Annotated in this window: 16 protein-coding genes, 1 tRNA gene and 1 other annotated feature; all 17 genes read left to right on the plus strand. The window is 39.7% G+C overall.

Going from position 1 to position 20,222, the window contains the following annotated elements; genetic code table 11:
- Window positions 1-109 precede the first annotated feature (109 nt).
- The 17 genes from rph (at window position 110) to yihA (ending at window position 20,139) form a co-directional block, all read left to right on the plus strand.
- A complete protein-coding gene (rph, locus tag ACFX4W_RS08510; protein ID WP_043976065.1) occupies window positions 110-856 on the plus strand; it encodes a ribonuclease PH in 747 nt (248 codons plus the stop codon).
- A 9-nt stretch (window positions 857-865) separates the two neighbouring features.
- On the plus strand, window positions 866-1,459 hold the full coding sequence (locus ACFX4W_RS08515) for an XTP/dITP diphosphatase (protein ID WP_043976067.1): 594 nt from the start codon (window positions 866-868) through the stop codon (window positions 1,457-1,459).
- Between the two features lie 15 nt (window positions 1,460-1,474).
- Complete coding sequence (locus tag ACFX4W_RS08520; protein WP_013059377.1) at window positions 1,475-1,987, plus strand: metallophosphoesterase; 513 nt, start codon at window positions 1,475-1,477, stop codon at window positions 1,985-1,987.
- A 126-nt stretch (window positions 1,988-2,113) separates the two neighbouring features.
- Window positions 2,114-2,187: transfer RNA gene (locus tag ACFX4W_RS08525), tRNA-Arg, on the plus strand.
- Window positions 2,188-2,511: 324 nt separating this feature from the next.
- Window positions 2,512-2,765: a binding site (T-box leader), on the plus strand.
- A gap of 68 nt (window positions 2,766-2,833) precedes the next feature.
- Window positions 2,834-4,561, plus strand: coding sequence for an acetolactate synthase large subunit (ilvB, locus tag ACFX4W_RS08530; RefSeq protein WP_155660677.1), 1,728 nt, complete (start codon window positions 2,834-2,836; stop codon window positions 4,559-4,561).
- Window positions 4,558-5,070 (plus strand): acetolactate synthase small subunit, encoded by a 513-nt coding sequence (gene ilvN / locus ACFX4W_RS08535; protein WP_013059375.1) that lies wholly within the window; start codon window positions 4,558-4,560, stop codon window positions 5,068-5,070. Before ilvB ends, ilvN begins: the two co-directional genes overlap by 4 nt.
- A gap of 64 nt (window positions 5,071-5,134) precedes the next feature.
- On the plus strand, window positions 5,135-6,160 hold the full coding sequence (gene ilvC, locus ACFX4W_RS08540) for a ketol-acid reductoisomerase (RefSeq protein ID WP_013085141.1): 1,026 nt from the start codon (window positions 5,135-5,137) through the stop codon (window positions 6,158-6,160).
- Window positions 6,147-7,682 carry a 2-isopropylmalate synthase gene (locus tag ACFX4W_RS08545; RefSeq protein WP_025750618.1) on the plus strand — a complete coding sequence of 512 codons (1,536 nt, stop codon included), beginning with the start codon at window positions 6,147-6,149 and terminating at the stop codon, window positions 7,680-7,682. The genes ilvC and ACFX4W_RS08545 overlap by 14 nt, the downstream gene beginning before the upstream one ends.
- Window positions 7,683-7,701: 19 nt before the next feature.
- Window positions 7,702-8,811, plus strand: coding sequence for a 3-isopropylmalate dehydrogenase (gene leuB, locus ACFX4W_RS08550; protein WP_013059372.1), 1,110 nt, complete (start codon window positions 7,702-7,704; stop codon window positions 8,809-8,811).
- A 58-nt stretch (window positions 8,812-8,869) separates the two neighbouring features.
- Window positions 8,870-10,285 (plus strand): 3-isopropylmalate dehydratase large subunit, encoded by a 1,416-nt coding sequence (gene leuC / locus ACFX4W_RS08555; protein WP_043976069.1) that lies wholly within the window; start codon window positions 8,870-8,872, stop codon window positions 10,283-10,285.
- A 14-nt stretch (window positions 10,286-10,299) separates the two neighbouring features.
- A complete protein-coding gene (gene leuD, locus ACFX4W_RS08560) occupies window positions 10,300-10,890 on the plus strand; it encodes a 3-isopropylmalate dehydratase small subunit (protein WP_013059370.1) in 591 nt (196 codons plus the stop codon).
- Between the two features lie 101 nt (window positions 10,891-10,991).
- Window positions 10,992-11,993 carry a tetratricopeptide repeat protein gene (locus ACFX4W_RS08565; protein WP_043976072.1) on the plus strand — a complete coding sequence of 334 codons (1,002 nt, stop codon included), beginning with the start codon at window positions 10,992-10,994 and terminating at the stop codon, window positions 11,991-11,993.
- A 221-nt stretch (window positions 11,994-12,214) separates the two neighbouring features.
- Complete coding sequence (tig, locus tag ACFX4W_RS08570; RefSeq protein WP_016765666.1) at window positions 12,215-13,501, plus strand: trigger factor; 1,287 nt, start codon at window positions 12,215-12,217, stop codon at window positions 13,499-13,501.
- A 384-nt stretch (window positions 13,502-13,885) separates the two neighbouring features.
- Window positions 13,886-15,151 (plus strand): ATP-dependent protease ATP-binding subunit ClpX, encoded by a 1,266-nt coding sequence (clpX, locus tag ACFX4W_RS08575; protein WP_013059367.1) that lies wholly within the window; start codon window positions 13,886-13,888, stop codon window positions 15,149-15,151.
- A gap of 152 nt (window positions 15,152-15,303) precedes the next feature.
- Window positions 15,304-16,971, plus strand: a complete 1,668-nt coding sequence (lonB, locus tag ACFX4W_RS08580) for an ATP-dependent protease LonB (RefSeq protein ID WP_029320070.1) — start codon at window positions 15,304-15,306, stop codon at window positions 16,969-16,971.
- 259 nt (window positions 16,972-17,230) lie between these two features.
- Complete coding sequence (lon, locus tag ACFX4W_RS08585; RefSeq protein WP_016765665.1) at window positions 17,231-19,555, plus strand: endopeptidase La; 2,325 nt, start codon at window positions 17,231-17,233, stop codon at window positions 19,553-19,555.
- Window positions 19,552-20,139, plus strand: a complete 588-nt coding sequence (gene yihA, locus ACFX4W_RS08590; RefSeq protein ID WP_013059364.1) for a ribosome biogenesis GTP-binding protein YihA/YsxC — start codon at window positions 19,552-19,554, stop codon at window positions 20,137-20,139. Before lon ends, yihA begins: the two co-directional genes overlap by 4 nt.
- Window positions 20,140-20,222 lie beyond the last annotated feature (83 nt).

Here is a 20,222-nt window from a genome sequence, read left to right on the forward strand (position 1 = left end):
AGGACTAAGTAGAAAGAGGTCTGCTGAAATAGCGACCTCTTTCCGCTGTTTTATAGTTAAAATGGAAGAGACTATTACATATAAATGAATGAATAGGAGGACATGCTTAATGCGTTTAGACGGTAGGGAATTTAATGAATTGAGATCTGTATCTCTTCATACTTCATACTTAAAGCATCCAGAAGGATCTGTATTAATCTCGGTGGGAGACACAAAGGTTATTTGTACCGCAAGCATAGACGACAGAGTGCCTCCTTTTATGCGTGGGCAAGGAAAAGGATGGATTACAGCCGAATATTCTATGCTGCCTCGAGCTACGGCACAAAGAAATATACGTGAATCATCAAAAGGTAAAGTCACAGGACGAACAATGGAAATTCAGCGTCTAATCGGACGAGCTCTTCGTTCTGTAGTCGATCTGGAAAAGGTCGGAGAAAAGACAATTTGGATTGATTGTGATGTTATTCAAGCAGATGGCGGCACAAGAACAGCATCGATTACAGGTGCTTTTGTGGCTATGGTTTTAGCGTTTGGAAAGCTGGTTGAAGAGAACAAGCTCACAGAAATTCCTATTCGTGACTACTTAGCTGCGACTTCAGTAGGTATTCATGGAGAAAATTCGATTTTAGATTTAAATTATGAAGAAGATTCGACAGCGGAAGTTGACATGAATATTGTGATGACAGGAAGCGGACAGTTTGTAGAATTACAGGGAACGGGAGAGGAATCGACGTTTTCGAGAGAACAGTTAAACCATCTTCTAGATTTAGGGGAAAAGGGTGTTTATCAATTGATTGAACAGCAAAAGGGAGTTCTTGATCACCTGGCTGCCTACATTCCGGTTAAAGAAAGGTAAGGGATTAACGTGCGTGAAATCATTATTGCAACTAAAAACGCAGGCAAAGTAAAAGATTTTGAAACACTTTTCTCACCGAAGGGATTTAAAGTAAAATCGCTTCTTGATTTTCCTGAGATTGAAGACGTGGAAGAAACGGGCGTTACATTTGCAGAGAATGCCACGCTAAAAGCAGAGGCCATTTCATCCGCATTAAATAAGCCAGTCATTGCCGATGATTCGGGGCTTGCTATTGATGCCTTAAACGGGGAGCCAGGCGTTTATTCCGCGCGTTATGCTGGTGAAAATAAAGATGATAATGCTAATATAGAGAAGGTACTTCAAAAATTAAATGACGTGCCGTTTGAAAAGCGCACCGCACGCTTTCATTGCGCTCTTGCTATTGCAGTGCCCGGAAAGAGAACCGAAATTGTAGAAGGCACGTGTGAAGGGCACATCTTGGAGGGAAAAAGAGGGGAAAACGGTTTTGGGTACGATCCCATTTTCTTTGTAGAAAAATGGAGATGCTCCATGGCAGAATTGACCAAAGAGCAAAAAAATCAGATTAGTCACCGAGCAAATGCGTTAAAAAGACTAGCACCGCTAATTGATGCGCAATTTTAGAAGGAGTGATGACGTGTGAAACTATTAATTGTAAGCGATAGCCACGGGTTACAAGAAGAGCTGCTCACTATCAGAGAGAGACATGCTGATGTAGATAAGATGATCCATTGTGGGGACTCTGAGTTGCCGCAAGACAGCAAAGAAATGTCTGCATTTTTAGGCGTTCGAGGAAATTGTGACTACGATGCATCTTACGTTAATGATCGAGTAGAGTCGCTTGGAGAAGCTACGTGTCTGGTTACACACGGTCACTTATATAATGTTAAAATGTCTATGATGAATCTGCATTACAAAGCGAGAGAAGTCGGGGCAAACGTTGTTTGTTTTGGGCATTCTCACATAGCTGGAGCTGAGCTCATGGACGGAGTTTTATTTATCAATCCAGGAAGTATGTTACTTCCTCGTATGAGAAAAGAACGTACGTATGCTATACTAGTAATGGATGGTACAGAAGCTACCGTGCAGTTTTACGATATAAGCGGTAAACATATTCCTAGCATGCAGTTAACCTGTACACTTTCAGCATAATATAGCCAAATATAGGGAGAAGAGAAGGTTTTTTACCTCTCTTCTCATAAAATTTCAAAAAAAACGTTGACTTTTAAATTATATTTGAATATAATAAGTATTGTCTTTGATACACTTTAACATTATGTCCCAGTAGCTCAGCAGGATAGAGCAACGGCCTTCTAAGCCGTCGGTCGGGAGTTCGAATCTCTCCTGGGACGTCCAGAAAAACCTGGCTTTTACTAAAAAGTAAAAGCCAGGTTTTTTATTTATCTTAAAAATGAATGTTTGTTCATTCAGTGTGTACAAATGAACGTTTCAGAAAAACTTTTTGAACTGCTGTAAACCCTTATTACATCAATAATGAAAACGCATTCAAATATTCTGTTTAGTCTAAATTGTCTAAAAAAATCTTGAAAAGTGGTTGACTATGCATAGAAATGGGCGTAAGATAGTCCTCAAATATAAGTTTTCTAAAAATTTTAATTAATTGTAATTAATTTAAAATATGATGTGTAAAGCATTGTTCAAAAAGCATATAGCGTTTTAAAACGTTGAAGAGGATAAGTAGTTTTGATGTTTAGGTATCAACAGAGAGTCGGGTTGCTGGAAGCCGATGTTACCAACTCAAAATGAACTCACCTCAGAGTGTCACCCTGAAATTAAGTAAGGGCGACCGAGTGTACTTCCAAAGCACTCGTTATCAAAAAGAATGTACAGTATACATTCATAAGGTAATCATTACGATTACAAACGAGGGTGGTACCGCGTAAAGTACAAAAGACTTTTCGCCCCTTGACCTATATCATTTGATAGGGTCTATTTAGGGGTGAGAAGTCTTTTTTCTTTTATCTAGAAAACGAAAGGATGAGAAAAGTGGGAGCCAATATGCAAACGAAAGAACCTGTAAGCACTGGGGCACAAATGAATGGAGCTGACATGTTGATTGAATCTCTAAGAAGAGAAAATGTTGACGTCATCTTCGGTTACCCAGGGGGAGCCGTTTTACCGATTTACGATAAGCTATATGGTTCAGGAATGTTTCACGTACTTGCTCGTCACGAACAAGGTGGAATTCACGCAGCAGAAGGGTACGCAAGAATTTCAGGCAAACCCGGTGTAGTTATCGCAACAAGTGGTCCTGGTGCAACAAATATCGTAACAGGTTTGGCAGATGCGATGATTGACTCACTTCCTTTAGTTGTTTTTACTGGTCAAGTAGCTTCAAGTGTAATTGGTTCTGACGCGTTCCAAGAAGCAGATGTATTAGGGATCACAATGCCAATTACAAAACATAGCTATCAAGTACGCAATATCAGCGATATGCCGAGAATCATCAAAGAGGCATTTCATATTGCGACAACAGGAAGACCTGGTCCAGTCTTAATCGACATTCCAAAAGATATGGCACAGGGTGATGGAACATTTAATTACGAAGGAGAAATTGATTTACCTGGCTATCAGCCAACTTATTTTCCAAATCAGCTGCAGGTTAAAAAATTAACAGACGCAGTAGCAGCTGCAAAACAACCTGTTATCCTAGCAGGTGCGGGAGTGCTATTGAGTAAAGGTTCAGAAGAATTAAAAAATTATGCTGAGCGTCAAAATATTCCCGTTATTAATACGCTTTTAGGATTGGGCTGTTTTCCTGCAGATCATCCGCTTCATTTAGGAATGGCTGGCATGCACGGAACGTACACAGCAAACATGGCAATTTATGAGAGTGATCTTCTCATTAGTATCGGTGCACGCTTTGATGACCGAGTAACAGGTAACTTAAAGCATTTTGCACCAAATGCAAAAATTGCGCACATTGACATCGACCCAGCGGAAATTGGAAAGAATGTTCCAACCAAGATTCCAATTGTTGGAGATGCAAAAGAAGTATTGAAGCAATTGCTTCTGCAAGAAGGAGAAGTTGGAGATTATACGAAATGGCATGAGAAATTAGCGGCGTGGAAGCAAGAATATCCATTATGGTATCAGAACTCAGCGGACGTGTTAAAACCACAAAAAGTAGTTGAGTTGCTTCACAAGTATACAAATGGAGATGCCGTGGTTACAACGGACGTTGGGCAACATCAAATGTGGGTAGCTCAATACTACACATTTAATAATCCAGATCGATGGGTAACTTCAGGTGGTCTTGGCACTATGGGCTTTGGATTACCTTCTGCAATCGGCGCTCAGCTGGCAAACAAAGATAAAACAGTTGTAGCAGTCGTTGGTGACGGTGGATTTCAAATGACGCTTCAAGAATTAGGAGTTATTAGAGAATTAAATTTACCTGTAAAAGTGGTTGTACTTAACAATCAGTCGCTTGGTATGGTTCGTCAGTGGCAAGAAATCTTCTATGAAGAACGCTACTCACACTCTTTAATTCCGAATCAGCCTAATTTAATGAAGCTTGCAGAAGCTTATGATATCAAAGGTTTACAAGCTTCTACTGAAGAAGAAGCGCATGCGGCTTTGAAAGAAGCAATGGAAACAGATGGACCTGTTCTACTAAATTTCTTTGTCGCACCTAAAGAAAACGTATATCCAATGGTTGCACCTGGAAAAGGATTACATGAAATGGTAGGGGTGAAACCATGAAGCGAATTATTACAGCAACTGTATTAAACCGTGCGGGCGTATTAAATCGCGTGACGGGGTTATTTACAAAAAGAAATTTCAATATTGAGAGTATTTCGGTAGGTCACACTGAATCTGAAGATGTATCACGCATGACATTTGTTGTGAACGTAGAGCATGATAACGCTGCTGAACAAGTGATTAAGCAGTTAAATAAGCAGATTGACGTGTTGAAGGTTCAAGATATTACGGATCAAGCGGTGGTATCAAGAGAGCTTGCTTTAATGAAAGTAGCCTCTACGCCAGCGAGCCGTAACGAACTTTATGCAGTAATTGAACCTTTCCGTGCAACCATCATTGATGTAAGCCGCGACAGCTTGATTATTCAAGTAACAGGTGAATCCAGCAAGATTGAAGCGATGATTGATCTGCTTCAGCCTTATGGATTAAAAGAAGTAACGCGCACGGGAACAGTAGCTGTTCCGCGCGGTACGCAAAAAGCGGCAGCCAAACTTTCATCAATCATTTAATTCTAGCTAGTTACTAACCAAGTAAACTATATAAAACTATATAAACTAAGAGGAGAGATTTATTATGACAAAGGTATATTATAACGGAGATGCAAAGGATCAATTATTACAAGGTAAAACAGTAGCAATCGTAGGCTATGGTTCACAAGGTCATGCCCATGCACAAAACTTACGCGACAGCGGAGTAAACGTGGTAGTAGGATTACGTAAAGGTAAATCATGGGACCAAGCAGAGCAAGACGGTTTCACTGTATTATCTGTAAAAGATGCAGTTCAACAAGCAGAAGTAGTAATGGTATTACTTCCAGATGAGTATCAGCCAAAAGTTTATAACGAAGAAATTCTTCCAGGACTAAAACCAGGAAAATCTTTAGTATTTGCTCACGGTTTCAACATTCACTTTAACCAAATCGTAGCACCTGAATTCGTTGACGTATTCTTAGTAGCTCCAAAAGGTCCTGGTCACCTTGTAAGAAGAACGTATGAAGAAGGAGCTGGCGTACCGGCGTTATTCGCAGTATTCCAAGATGTAACTGGAGAAGCAAAGGACGTAGCGTTAGCTTATGCTAAAGCAATCGGTTCAGCTCGTGCGGGTGTGTTAGAAACAACATTTAAAGAAGAAACAGAAACAGATCTTTTCGGTGAGCAAGCAGTACTTTGCGGTGGTTTAACTTCATTAGTTAAAGCTGGTTTTGAAACGCTTGTAGAAGCTGGCTACCAACCGGAAGTTGCATATTTTGAGTGTTTACACGAATTAAAATTAATTGTTGACCTTATGTATGAAGGCGGAATGGAAGGCATGCGTTATTCAATCTCTGATACAGCTCAATGGGGTGACTTCGTTTCAGGACCACGCGTTGTAGATGAGCGTTCAAAAGAACAAATGAAAAAAGTGCTTGAAGATATCCAAACAGGTAAATTTGCAAAAGGCTGGATCCTAGAAAACCAAGCAAATCGTCCGGAATTTACAGCTATCAATAACCGTGAAAACGAACATTTAATTGAAAAAGTTGGCGCTCAATTACGTGAAATGATGCCATTTGTTAAAAAACAAAAGAAAGAAGCGGTGATCGCTAGTGCAAAAAATTAAACTATTTGACACGACGCTACGCGATGGTGAACAGTCACCTGGAGTCAATTTGAACCTACAAGAAAAGCTTGAAATTGCTAAGCAGTTAGAGCGATTAGGTATCGACATCATTGAAGCCGGATTTCCCGCTTCTTCAAAAGGTGATTTTCAATCCGTAAAAGAAATTGCGTCTATTGTCAAAAATTCTTCTGTAACAGGCCTTGCAAGGTCTGTTACAAAAGATATTGACATTGCATGGGAAGCGTTAAAAGAAAGTGCAGAACCAAGACTGCATGTTTTTATCGCTACTTCCGAAATTCATATGCAGCATAAATTGAAAAAAACACCTGATGAAGTACTTGAAACAGCAGTGGAAATGGTGAAGTACGCAAGTAAAAAATTCCCGGTTGTTCAATGGTCTGCTGAAGATGCATGTCGAACAGATTTACCGTTTTTAGCTAGAATTGTAGAAGCCGTTATTGATGCTGGTGCAAAAGTCGTTAATATTCCAGATACAGTAGGATTTATCACTCCTGGTGACTATCAATCAGTATTTAATTACTTAAAAGAACACGTGTCAAATATTCATAAAGTTGATTTGTCAGCTCACTGTCACGATGACTTAGGGCTAGCTGTGGCCAATTCAATGGCTGCGATTGAAGCAGGAGCTACTCAAATTGAAGGAACGATTAACGGAATCGGAGAACGTGCGGGTAACGCAGCACTTGAAGAAGTAGCACTTGCGCTTCATGTCCGTCAAGATTTCTATCAAGCGAGCACAGGTCTTATCTTGCCTGAAATTAAGCGTACGAGTGACATTATCAGTAAGCTTACCGGAATGAATATTGCACCAAATAAAGCAATTGTCGGAAAAAATGCTTTTGCTCATGAATCAGGTATTCACCAGGATGGCGTCTTAAAAAATCCGTTAACATATGAGATTATTTCCCCAGAACTTGTGGGTGTTAAACAAAATCCAATTGTGCTTGGTAAACACTCAGGCCGTCATGCGTTCCGTACACGCTTAGTAGAGCTTGGATTCACATTGGAAGATACAGAAGCAAACGTGCTTTTTGAGAAGTTTAAAGACTTAGCAGATAAGAAAAAAGACATTACCGATGATGATTTATTGGCATTAGTCATTCAAAAGCAAGTTAGCAAAGACAGTGAATATAAGCTTGAAAGTCTGCAAGTTCAGTATGGTACGAACAATATTCCAACGGCTACGATTACGCTTCGCAAAGAAAACGGCGAAGAGATTCAAGAAGCAGCTACGGGATCTGGAAGCGTGGAAGCTATCTATAATACGCTGCAGCGCTGTGTTGAACAAGATGTAAAACTATTAGACTATCGTATTCAGTCTATTAACGGTGGGCCGGACGCACTGGCTGAAGTATTTGTGAAGGTTGAAAGCGAAGGAACTGAAGCAAGCGGACGCGGAGTAGCATTTGACGTATTAGAATCGTCAGCGAAAGCATATCTGAACGCCATTAATCGTTTAATTGCTATTCAGCAGCATCGTACAAAGCAAGAAGTAATGTGAACTGAAGGGAGAGACCACCATGACAAAAAAAGTCGCTGTATTACCGGGTGACGGCGTAGGAACAGAAGTAACAAAAGGCGCTGTTGCTGTTTTAAAAGCAATTGGAGAGCGCTTTGATCATCAATTTGAGTTTACGTATGGACTAATTGGCGGAGCTGCAATTGATGAGGCGGGCACACCTCTTCCAGAAAGTACAATTGAGACTTGTAAGCAGGCGGATGCTGTATTACTTGGATCGGTTGGAGGGCCAAAATGGGATCGTAACCCTTCACATTTGCGACCGGAAAAAGGTTTGCTAGCTATTCGAAAAGAACTGGATTTATATGCTAATCTTCGTCCGGTGACGTTTTATGATAGCTTAGCGGATGCCTCTCCTCTGAAAAAAGAATACATTGAAGGTGTTGACTTCATTATCGTCCGTGAGCTAACAGGAGGCTTATATTTTGGTAAGCCTAGCGAGCGCCGAACAGAAGGAAATGAAGAAACAGTTGTCGACACATTATTTTATAAGCGTACAGAAATAGAAAGAATTATTCGCCAAGCATTTGATACGGCTGTAAATCGACGTAAAAAAGTAACGTCTGTTGATAAAGCGAATGTGCTTGAGTCTAGTAGAGTGTGGCGTGAAGTAGCTGAAGAAGTAGCAAAAGACTACCCGGATGTAGAGCTTGAGCATATGCTTGTAGATTCAGCTGCTATGCAGTTAATTCGTAATCCGAAGTATTTTGATGTAGTGGTAACTGAAAATATGTTTGGTGATATTTTGAGTGATGAGGCTTCTATGCTGACAGGATCGTTAGGAATGTTGCCATCTGCGAGCTTAACGGCTGATGGTCCGTCTCTATACGAACCGGTTCACGGTTCTGCACCAGATATTGCTGGTCAAAACAAAGCTAATCCGATTGCTGCTATTTTATCTGCAGCAATGTTGCTTAGACATTCGTTTGGATTAGAAAAAGAAGCAGCAGTGATTGAACAAGCAGTTGAAAGTGTATTACATGCAGGTCATCGAACAGCTGACTTAGCAGACGGTAATCATTATTTAGGTACCGATAAAATGGTGGAGGCGATAACTGCGGTAATTGCCAATGATTCTGCCATTTCAAGCATTATGACAGCTTACAGTTAATCATGCGTTTCTCACGTTTTGTGAGAAACGTTTTTCATAATCAGAAAGGAGGAGCAGTATGAAACCAAAAACAATTATTGATAAGCTTTGGGAACAACATGTTGTACGTCGAGAAGAGGGGAAGCCGGACTTATTATATATCGATCTTCATCTTATTCATGAAGTAACGTCTCCTCAAGCATTTGAAGGTCTTCGCGTGGCAAATCGCCAAGTGAAGCGTCCAGACTTAACGTTTGCTACAATGGATCACAACATTCCAACGGTTGACCGTTTTAATATTAAAGATCCAATTGCAAAGAAACAAGTAGACAAACTATCTGAAAACTGTCATGAGTTTGGTGTGAAGCTTTTAGATTTAACAAGTGAAGAGCAAGGAATTGTGCATATCATTGGACCGGAATTAGGATTAACTCAGCCTGGAAAAACCATTGTGTGCGGAGATAGTCATACATCTACTCACGGTGCATTTGGAGCGCTTGCTTTTGGGATAGGAACGAGTGAGGTAGAGCATGTTTTAGCAACACAAACGCTATGGCAAGCGAAACCAAAAACGCTACAAGTGAAAGTGAATGGCAAAAAGCAGCCTGGCGTTTATGCTAAGGACATTGTGTTAGCAATAATTCAAAAATTCGGCGTGAATTTTGGAACGGGTTCAATCGTGGAATTTACGGGCGAATGTATTCGCGATCTTTCAATGGAAGAGCGCATGACCATTTGTAATATGTCTATTGAAGCCGGTGCAAAAGCTGGTTTAATCAGTCCAGACGATGTCACGTTCTCTTATATTAAAGGACGTCAGTATGCTCCTAAAGGAGAACAGTTTGAAAAAGCAGTGGCAGCTTGGGCAGCTTTAGCAACAGATGAAGGTGCAACGTACGATGAAACGCTGGAAATTGATGCAGATACAATTGAACCTGTTGTAACATGGGGAACAAACCCGGCGATGAGTTCTTATGTTAGCAAGCAAGTTCCTACATTAGAAGAGTGTAAAACAGAAGCTGAGAGAAAGTCTTTGTCACGAGCACTTGAGTATATGGGCTTACAGCCTGGCATGGCAATAGAAGAGATTCCAGTTCAGCATGTATTTATCGGTTCATGTACGAATGCTCGTTTGTCTGATCTTCGTGACGTGGCAGCCTTTATTAAAGGAAAGAAAGTGTCACCAGATGTGCGAGCGATCATTGTACCAGGTTCTCAAAAAGTAAAGCGAGTGGCTGAAGAAGAAGGGTTATCTGCTATTTTTATTGAAGCAGGTTTTGATTGGAGAGACTCAGGCTGCAGCATGTGTCTAGGTATGAACTCTGACTTAGTTCCACAAGGCGAACACTGTGCGTCCACTTCTAACCGCAATTTTGAAGGACGTCAAGGAAAAGGCGCCAGAACGCATTTAGTAAGCCCGGTAATGGCAGCAGCGGCAGCGGTATATGGACATTTTGTTGATGTGCGCAAACTACAAGAACAAGCGGTGCGATAAGGAGGAGAACACAGATGAATGCTTTTACAATCCACACAGGGAAAGTAGCAGGTCTCGACCGAGCAAACGTAGATACTGATCAAATTATCCCAAAGCAATTTTTGAAAAGAATTGAGCGTACTGGGTTTGGCCAATTTCTATTTTTTGATTGGCGATATAATGAAGATGAAACGTTAAATGAAACGTTTGAATTAAATCAGCCTCAAAATCAAGGAGCAACAATTCTTGTAGCTGACGAGAACTTCGGATGTGGTTCGTCACGTGAACACGCGCCATGGGCGCTTTTAGACTATGGGTTTCGTGCCATTATCGCACCTTCATTTGCGGATATTTTTAAACAAAACTGTCTAAAAAATGGTATTTTACCTATTGTTTTACCAAAAGAAGATGTTTCCTATTTAATGAAAGAGTCTCAAAGTGCTTCTTACGCCTGTACAATCGATCTTCATCAGCAAAAAATTACCGATGAAGCAGGCTTTGAACGTACGTTTGATATCAATGGCCATTGGAAATATATGCTTGTTAACGGATATGATGAAATTGGCTATACGCTTTCTTTTGAAGACGACATTTCTGCTTATGAAGCAAAAACGGTAAGATATTAACCAAAAATCGAGCAAAATGATGATTTTGCTCGATTTTTTTGCGTTCCGTTAACCGAATTGCTAAACTGTAAAGCAAATGGACCGCGAAGTGGGGAGAAAACATGTCGAATGAACAACAAAACAAAATTGTAGCTTTTCCTCTATTAAAAGAACGGTTGGTTGAAAAAGCTACAGATCATATGCAGCACAAGCAGTTTCAAGAAGCACTTCCTTTATTTGAGCAGGCCTATGAACTTGATAATAAGCATCATGAAATTTTACTTGGTCTTGTTATTTGTCACGTGGAGCTCGGTGATGCAGGAATAGCTAAAGAATTGTGTGAGCAAATGCTGAAAGAAGATATTGGCGATTATTATCATAATTTGCAAATGTACCTCATGGTGTTAATTCAGCTTGGTCACTATCATGAGGGATATGTCACTCTACAAGCAGTTATTCAAGAACACAAACTCCCTTCTGAACATGCTGAACAGCTTTATCAGCTATTGGAGTTCTGCAAGAATAGAATGAATCAAGAACAAGTCATAGAAGAACAAACAGAAGAAGAACAGCTAGAGCAGTTTAAATCATTCACAGCTCTAGACAATATTCAAGATCAGCTTGAATGGGTTCATTCATTAAAAACAAAGAGAATTGAAAAGCAGCGCTTCTTTCTGGAACAGCTATTTTCATCTGAAGCTGTTCACCCTATCGTAAAAACAGTCGCTTTAAAAACAGTCATGGAAGAAGAAGTAGACATTGATTTTATGATTAGTAAGTTTGGAGAGACGAAAAAAGTAAATGCGCTTCAGCTTCAACGAACAACACCGTATTTGTTTGCCGAGCAAGTAGAAGCGCAGCTGACGGAAAAGCTGGAGCATGAAAATCCTACATTGCTGCAGGTTGCCGTTGAAATATGGCAGCGTCATTTATTTATTACATTTCCGTTTTTACCGGGTGATAATGTAAAACTTTGGACAGAAGCGGTGTATGCTGTTAGTCTGATGATGCAAGGAGAAGAGTCAGATGTAGCTGTAGCAGAGGAAGATGGAAGTTTCTCCGCAGCTGAATTAAGAAAGGCAATTAAAGAGCTAAAAGAAATTGAAGAAATTTCTTTTATATAAAATGTGGTGTTTAGTTGAAACGTCATTGTTGTATGTTATAATATAATGGTTGTAAAATGCACTTAAATACGTATAGTAGAATTTCATCTTTACATTACATTCCTACTTACTTTAAAGTAATAGGGAGTTAAATAGATAATGATTGAGGGTTGAACTGATAGGCTATCTGCATTATCTAGTTTAGAAATCACTACTTAAAATGATTTTGGAGGGAAACATTCATGTCTGCAAAATGGGAAAAACAAGAAGGAAATCAAGGCGTTTTAACAGTAGAAGTTGAAGCTGCTGAGTTTGATAAAGCCTTAGATAAAGCATTCACAAAAGTTGTAAAACAAGTAAACGTACCAGGGTTCCGTAAAGGTAAAATGCCTCGTCCACTTTTCGAAAAACGTTTTGGCGTAGAATCTTTATACCAAGATGCACTAGATATCTTATTACCTGAAGCTTACAGCAATGCAATTGTTGAAGCTGGTATCGAGCCGGTTGATCGTCCAGAAATCGATGTTGAAACAATCGAAAAAGGACAACCTCTAGTTTTCACTGCTAAAGTAACTGTTAAGCCTGAAGTTAAATTAGGCGAATACAAAAACTTAGAAGTAGAAAAAGTAGATACAACTGTAACAGACGAAGACGTTGAAGCTGAATTAAAAACACTTCAAGAGCGTCACGCTGAACTAGTTGTTAAAGAAGAAGGAACTGTAGCTGAAGGTGATACAGCTGTAATCGACTTTGAAGGTTTCGTTGATGGCGAAGCATTCGAAGGCGGAAAAGGCGAAAACTATTCTTTAGAAATCGGTTCTAACACATTCATCCCTGGCTTTGAAGAGCAACTAGTTGGTCTTGAAGTAGGCGCTGAAAAAGAAGTGGAAGTAACATTCCCTGAAGAGTATCACGCTGAAGAGCTAGCTGGTAAGGCTGCTAAATTCAAAGTGAAATTACACGAAATCAAATCTAAAGAGCTTCCAGCTTTAGACGATGAGTTTGCAAAAGACGTAGATGAAGAAGTAGAAACTTTAGAAGCGTTAAAAGCAAAAACAAAAGAAAAATTACAAAGCGATAAAGAGAATCAAGCGGAATCAGCTCTTCGCGACACTTTAGTAGAAAAAGCTGCTGAAAATGCTGAAGTAGAAATTCCAGAAGCAATGTTCAACACTGAAATGGATCGTATGATGCAAGAGTTTGAACAACGTTTACAAATGCAAGGTCTTAACCTTGAACTTTACTTCCAATTCTCAGGTCAAGATGAAAAAGCTCTTCGCGACCAAATGCGTCCGGATGCTGAAAAGCGTGTGAAAATCAACTTAACGCTAGAAGCTATTTCAAAAGCTGAAAATCTTGAAGTAAGCGAAGAAGAAGTAGAAAAAGAATTAGAAAACATGGCAGGAATGTACAACATGCCTGTCGAAGAAATTAAGAAAGTGCTTGGCAGTCTTGATAGCATTAAAGAAGACATGAAAGTACGTAAAGCAGTTGAATTTCTTGTAGAAAACAGCAAAGCTGTTGCATAATAGTAAGTAAGAAACAAGGCGCGACTTGATCGTGCCTTGTTTTATAAACTTCAATAGTTTTTTTATATCATAACCAACACCGTAGAAGCAGCTTTAACCCATTGTTTGAAATCCGTGGTTATGAAATAGGCCCAATAAGAGGACACTATATAATAGCAGATCTCCATTCTGTTATGCTCATCAACAACATATACATAAAACGTTTTAGTATCTATTCAAGAAAATGTATGGTAAAATGCAATACAAATCTTTTCATAGCGCTTTTACTATGTAATAAAGAGGGGCATTTACCTACAAATAGATGAGTTGTTCATGTTGTTGGGCTATAGCGCGGATAGAAATCAGCTTCGAGCACTTTAGTAAATACTACAAGGGGTGAAAATTATGTTTAAATTTAACGATGAAAAAGGGCAGTTAAAATGCTCATTTTGTGGTAAAACACAAGAACAAGTACGCAAGTTAGTTGCGGGTCCAGGTGTTTACATATGCGATGAATGTATTGAACTTTGCACGGAAATCGTAGAAGAAGAGTTAGGTACAGAAGAAGAAGTAGAATTTAAAGATGTACCAAAACCAAAAGAAATTCGTGACATTTTAGATGAGTATGTAATTGGTCAAGAGGATGCGAAAAAATCGTTATCCGTTGCGGTATACAACCATTACAAACGAATCAATTCAAACAGTAAAATTGATGACGTTGAGTTATCAAAAAGTAATATTGCATTAATTGGACCTACAGGAAGCGGTAAAACTTTACTAGCTCAAACATTGGCTCGTATTTTAAACGTACCGTTTGCGATTGCAGATGCAACATCTCTAACAGAAGCGGGTTATGTAGGAGAAGATGTTGAAAACATCTTATTAAAATTAATTCAATCAGCTGATTACGATGTGGAGAAAGCTGAAAAAGGCATCATCTACATCGATGAAATTGATAAAGTAGCGCGTAAGTCTGAAAATCCATCTATTACACGTGATGTATCAGGTGAAGGTGTGCAGCAGGCTCTTCTTAAAATCTTAGAAGGTACTGTAGCAAGCGTTCCTCCTCAAGGTGGACGCAAACACCCTCATCAAGAATTTATTCAAATTGATACAACAAATATCTTATTTATTTGCGGTGGTGCATTTGACGGAATCGAACCTATTATTAAGCGTCGTCTAGGTAAAAAAGTAATTGGTTTCGGTTCAGAAACAAAACAACAAGACTTTACAGAAAAAGAGTTACTAGCAAAAGTATTACCGGAAGATTTATTGAAATTTGGTTTAATTCCAGAGTTTATTGGTCGTTTACCGGTTACTGCTAGCTTAGTGCCTCTTGATGAAGAAGCGCTAGTTGAGATTTTAACAAAACCGAAAAATGCACTAGTGAAACAATATCAAAAAATGCTTGAACTTGATGACGTTGAACTTGAGTTCGAAGACGAGGCTTTAGTAGAAATTTCTAAAAAAGCAATCGAGCGTAAAACAGGTGCTCGTGGTCTACGTTCAATCATTGAAGGTATTATGTTAGATGTAATGTTTGATCTTCCTTCACGTGATGATATTACAAAATGTATTATCACAGGTGAAACTGTTCGTGATCAAGCGGCTCCTAAGTTCGTATTAGAAGACGGATCTACTATTCAAGAAGGCAGCAAAACATCAGCATAAAAAAAGCCGGGTACTCAATTTGAGTACCCGGCTTTTTTCTGTTGATGAAGCACAACTAAATTTTACTTTTTACTAGAATCTTGTTTATTCCTACTGCTGCAGGGAGATAATAACTGATAATTATCTTACTAAACTGCGCAGGAGGTTTATCTATGAACTGGACGAATATTGCCTTAATGGTCCAACTCTTTTTTGGTATCATCATTGGCTTATATTTTTGGAATTTATTACGCAATCAGCGTACGCAAAAAGTCTCAATTGACCGGGATTCAAAGAAAGAAATGGAGCAATTGCAGAAAATGAGAGCCATCTCTTTAACTGAGCCGCTTGCCGAACGTGTGAGGCCGTCTAGCTTCTCCGATATTGTCGGACAAGAGGATGGAATTCGGTCACTAAAGGCGGCCCTTTGCGGCCCTAATCCACAGCACGTGATTGTATATGGGCCGCCTGGAGTAGGAAAAACCGCAGCAGCACGTCTAGTGTTAGAAGAAGCAAAAAAAAATAAAAAATCACCTTTCAAACAATCGGCTGTATTTGTAGAGTTAGATGCAACTACGGCGCGTTTTGATGAGCGAGGCATTGCTGATCCTTTGATTGGGTCTGTTCATGATCCTATTTACCAAGGAGCAGGTGCCATGGGCCAAGCTGGAATTCCGCAGCCAAAACAAGGAGCGGTTACAGATGCACACGGGGGGATTTTATTTATTGATGAAATTGGAGAGCTCCATCCTATTCAGATGAATAAGCTGTTAAAGGTTCTAGAAGATCGAAAAGTGTTTATGGAAAGCGCCTATTACAGCGAAGAAAACACACAAATCCCAACACATATTCACGATATTTTTCAAAATGGGTTGCCAGCAGACTTTCGTTTGATTGGTGCGACGACTAGAACGCCTAATGAAATTCCGCCTGCCATTCGTTCCAGATGCGTAGAGGTATTTTTCCGTGAGCTTGATCGCGACGAAATTATTACAGTTGCAAAAAAAGCAGCAAATAAAGTAAGAATGGATATATCAGAAGAAGGTTTATCTCTGTTTTCTACATATGCACGCAATGGACGTGAAACGGTTAATATGATGCAAATTGCGGCTGGATTAGCGATATCAGAGGAACGAACGGACATTAAAAATGAAGATATTGAATGGATTGTTCATTCTAGTCAACTATCTCCAAGGCACGATCCGAAAATTGCAGATGAGGAAAAAGTGGGACTTATTAATGGATTAGCAGTGTACGGGCCCAACTCTGGAGCACTTTTAGAAATTGAAGTCAAAGCGATTCCTGCAAAAGAGAAAGGGAACATTATTATTACAGGTATCGTTGAAGAGGAAAGTATAGGGACTCAAGGGAAGTCTATTCGCCGTAAAAGTATGGCTAAAAGCTCAATTGAAAATGTCATAACGGTTCTTCGTTCAATGGATGTTCCAGCCGATGAGTATGATATTCATGTAAACTTTCCGGGAGGCGTGCCAATTGATGGACCTTCTGCTGGTATTGCGATGGCAACAGGGATCTACTCAGCGATTTATGAAGTGCCAATTAAACATACGGTAGCAATGACAGGAGAAATTGGTCTGCACGGCAACGTAAAGCCAATTGGCGGTGTGATTCCAAAAATCAAGGCAGCAAAACAAGCAGGCGTTCAGACGGTGATTGTGCCAAAGGAAAATATGAATGCAATGGTAGAAAAGGTAAAAGGTATCGATATTATTCCTGTCCATCATTTAACAGAGGTGTTTGAACAAGCGCTATTGTCTGTACATGAGCATGTTGCACATTTGTCGGTAGATCCAGCTATTTCAAATAGAGAATCTAGCTAATTCTATCATGATAATTAAAAATTAATGGTCAGATGAATATTCATCGCCTTTTTCGCGTATAAAACCTTTATACACAGCCAACGAAAAAGGCGTTTTTTTATGAAAAGAGCTTAAAAAGATATGTTTTGCCTTTTAATTCTTTCTCATGGTACAATTAGTAATTACTATTGTTAGACATGTGTATACAAATGAGATAAAATTGTTAAAAGAATTCACACTTTACATACTTTAATTGACGAGCATTGGAGGTGTTCATTGCATGGCAGAAAAAGAAAAATTGACAATGCCGCTATTGCCTTTACGAGGTTTGATCGTCTATCCGACAATGGTGCTTCATTTAGATGTTGGGCGAGATAAATCTGTGCAAGCATTAGAAAAAGCAATGATGGATGATCACTTAGTTTGTTTAGTATCACAAAAAGATATGGGTATCGATGAGCCAACAAAAGAGGATTTATATAGAACCGGTACGTTAGCAAAAATTAAACAAATGCTAAAGCTGCCGAATGGAACGATGCGCGTCTTAGTAGAAGGACTAAATCGCGTAACCGTTACAGAATTTGAAGACAGCGAAGAATATTTTGTTGTGCACGTGGAAAAGCAAAATGAAGAACATCAGGTTGATGTAGAAGATAAAGCGCTGATGCGCACGCTTTTAGACTATTTCGAACAATACATAAAACTTTCCAAAAAGGTGTCCGTTGAAACTCTTTCAACCGTAAGCGACATTGAAGAACCAGGAAGATTAGCGGATATTGTAGCCTCTCATTTACCAATAAAAATTCAGCTTAAACAAGAAATTTTAGAAATAACTGATGTGAAGGAAAGATTAAATACGATCATTTCTCATATTCAAGACGAGCAAGAAGTTTTGCAGCTGGAGAAAAAAATTGGACAGCGTGTAAAGAAATCAATGGAACGCACTCAGAAAGAGTATTATCTTCGTGAGCAAATGAAGGCGATTCAAAAAGAGCTTGGAGACAAAGAAGGAAAGACAGGAGAAGTAGCAACACTTCGCGAAAAAATTGAAGCAAGTGGGATGACGGACCATGTCAAACAAGTGGCGTTTAAAGAATTGGATCGCTATGAAAAAATTCCTGCTACCTCCGCTGAAAGCTCAGTCATTCGAAATTATATCGAGTGGTTGATTGCGCTACCTTGGACAAATGAAACGGAAGATACGCTCAATATTCATAATGCTGAACAAGTGCTGAACGATGAGCACTATGGCCTTGAAAAGGTGAAGGAACGCGTATTAGAATATCTAGCTGTGCAGCAGTTGACAAAATCTCTTAAAGGCCCTATTTTATGTTTAGCAGGACCTCCTGGCGTAGGGAAAACATCCCTAGCCCGTTCAATTGCCACGTCTCTAGATCGTCATTTTGTACGAGTGTCTCTAGGCGGCGTGAGAGATGAGTCAGAAATCCGCGGTCATCGTCGCACGTACGTGGGAGCTATGCCTGGACGCATTATTCAAGGAATGAAAAAAGCAGGAACGATTAATCCGGTATTTCTGCTTGATGAAATCGATAAAATGTCAAATGATTTCCGTGGAGACCCGTCTTCTGCTTTGTTAGAAGTATTGGATCCTGAACAAAACCATAATTTCAGCGATCACTATATAGAAGAAACGTATGATTTATCAAAAGTGATGTTCGTGGCTACAGCCAATAACTTAGCTACGATTCCGGGGCCGCTGCGCGATCGAATGGAAATTATTCAAATTGCTGGTTACACGGAGCTGGAAAAACTTGAAATCGCGAAGCGTCACCTATTGCTGCGCCAACTAGAAAATCACGGATTGCAAAAGGGCAATTTGCAGATTCGCGATGACGCGTTAACAGCAATCATCCGTTTATATACGAGAGAAGCGGGTGTTCGTAACCTTGAACGCGAAATTGCTTCCATTTGTCGAAAAGCAGCTCGTATCGTAGTCTCTGGCGAGAAAAAACGCGTGGTGGTGACGGCCAAAACGCTTGAAGAATTCCTTGGCAAGCCTAGGTTCCGTTACGGACAGGCTGAGACGGAAGATCAAGTCGGCGTTGCTACAGGTCTTGCTTACACAACTGTAGGAGGAGACACGCTAGCCATTGAAGTAAGCTTGTCCCCTGGTAAAGGAAGACTAGTGCTAACTGGAAAACTTGGAGACGTGATGAAAGAATCAGCTCAGGCAGCATTTAGCTACGTGCGTTCAAATGCAGAGAAACTAGGAATTGATGAAAAGTTTTATGAAAAACATGATATTCATATCCATGTTCCAGAAGGAGCTGTACCAAAGGATGGACCTTCTGCAGGAATTACCATTGCCACTGCTCTAGTATCAGCACTAACGGGTAAACCAGTGCGTAGAGAAGTAGGAATGACAGGAGAAATTACACTAAGAGGTCGCGTATTACCAATCGGCGGTTTAAAAGAAAAGTCACTTAGTGCACATCGTGCCGGATTAACTAAAATATTAATCCCTCATGATAATGAACGTGATATTGAAGATATCCCTGACAGTGTACAAGAGGAATTAGACATCGTTCTTGTGTCACATGTGGACCAAGTATTGGAACATGCGCTAGTAGGAGAGGTAAAATGAAAGTAACTCAAGCCGATATTGTTATCAGTGCCGTACGCCCTGAACAATATCCTAAAGAAAACCTGCCAGAGTTTGCGTTAGCAGGCCGTTCAAATGTAGGAAAATCATCTTTTATTAACAAGATGCTCAATCGCAAAAGCTTAGCGCGTACGTCGTCTAAGCCCGGAAAAACTCAAACGCTTAATTTCTTTTTAATTAATGAAATCCTTCACTTTGTAGACGTACCTGGGTACGGGTTTGCAAAAGTGTCTAAAAAAGAGCGTGAAGCATGGGGGAAAATGATTGAAACGTATTTAACAAATCGTGAGCAGCTTAAAGCTGTGTTAATGATTGTTGATCTACGCCATGCTCCTTCAAAGGATGACGTTATGATGTATGAGTTTTTGAAGCACCATGACCTTCCCGTTATGGTTATTGCAACGAAAGCTGATAAAATTCCTAAAGGAAAATGGCAAAAGCACTTAAAAGTAGTGAGAGAAACGCTGGACTTAGATCCAAATGATGAATTAATTCATTTCTCATCTGAAACAGGTGAAGGAAAAGATAAAGCGTGGAAATCTTTGCAGTATCGCATGACTCACTAAACAAAGGAATAGAATCTAAAAAAATGGAACGTTTATCATCACTCTAACAGGAAGTGAGTCAAACGTTCCATTTTTTTAACTTG

The organism is Priestia sp. YIM B13489 (genome assembly GCF_042787645.1).
Lineage (GTDB): Bacteria > Bacillota > Bacilli > Bacillales > Bacillaceae_H > Priestia > Priestia megaterium.

What these genes read in the sequence shown, in the direction of transcription:
- rph (WP_043976065.1), top strand. Translation starts at nt 110, where the DNA reads ATGCGTTTAGACGGTAGGGAATTTAATGAATTGAGATCTGTATCTCTT.
- ilvB (WP_155660677.1), top strand. Translation starts at nt 2,834, where the DNA reads ATGAGAAAAGTGGGAGCCAATATGCAAACGAAAGAACCTGTAAGCACT.
- ilvN (WP_013059375.1), top strand. Translation starts at nt 4,558, where the DNA reads ATGAAGCGAATTATTACAGCAACTGTATTAAACCGTGCGGGCGTATTA.
- ilvC (WP_013085141.1), top strand. Translation starts at nt 5,135, where the DNA reads ATGACAAAGGTATATTATAACGGAGATGCAAAGGATCAATTATTACAA.
- leuB (WP_013059372.1), top strand. Translation starts at nt 7,702, where the DNA reads ATGACAAAAAAAGTCGCTGTATTACCGGGTGACGGCGTAGGAACAGAA.
- leuC (WP_043976069.1), top strand. Translation starts at nt 8,870, where the DNA reads ATGAAACCAAAAACAATTATTGATAAGCTTTGGGAACAACATGTTGTA.
- leuD (WP_013059370.1), top strand. Translation starts at nt 10,300, where the DNA reads ATGAATGCTTTTACAATCCACACAGGGAAAGTAGCAGGTCTCGACCGA.
- ACFX4W_RS08565 (WP_043976072.1), top strand. Translation starts at nt 10,992, where the DNA reads ATGTCGAATGAACAACAAAACAAAATTGTAGCTTTTCCTCTATTAAAA.
- tig (WP_016765666.1), top strand. Translation starts at nt 12,215, where the DNA reads ATGTCTGCAAAATGGGAAAAACAAGAAGGAAATCAAGGCGTTTTAACA.
- clpX (WP_013059367.1), top strand. Translation starts at nt 13,886, where the DNA reads ATGTTTAAATTTAACGATGAAAAAGGGCAGTTAAAATGCTCATTTTGT.
- lonB (WP_029320070.1), top strand. Translation starts at nt 15,304, where the DNA reads ATGAACTGGACGAATATTGCCTTAATGGTCCAACTCTTTTTTGGTATC.
- lon (WP_016765665.1), top strand. Translation starts at nt 17,231, where the DNA reads ATGGCAGAAAAAGAAAAATTGACAATGCCGCTATTGCCTTTACGAGGT.
- yihA (WP_013059364.1), top strand. Translation starts at nt 19,552, where the DNA reads ATGAAAGTAACTCAAGCCGATATTGTTATCAGTGCCGTACGCCCTGAA.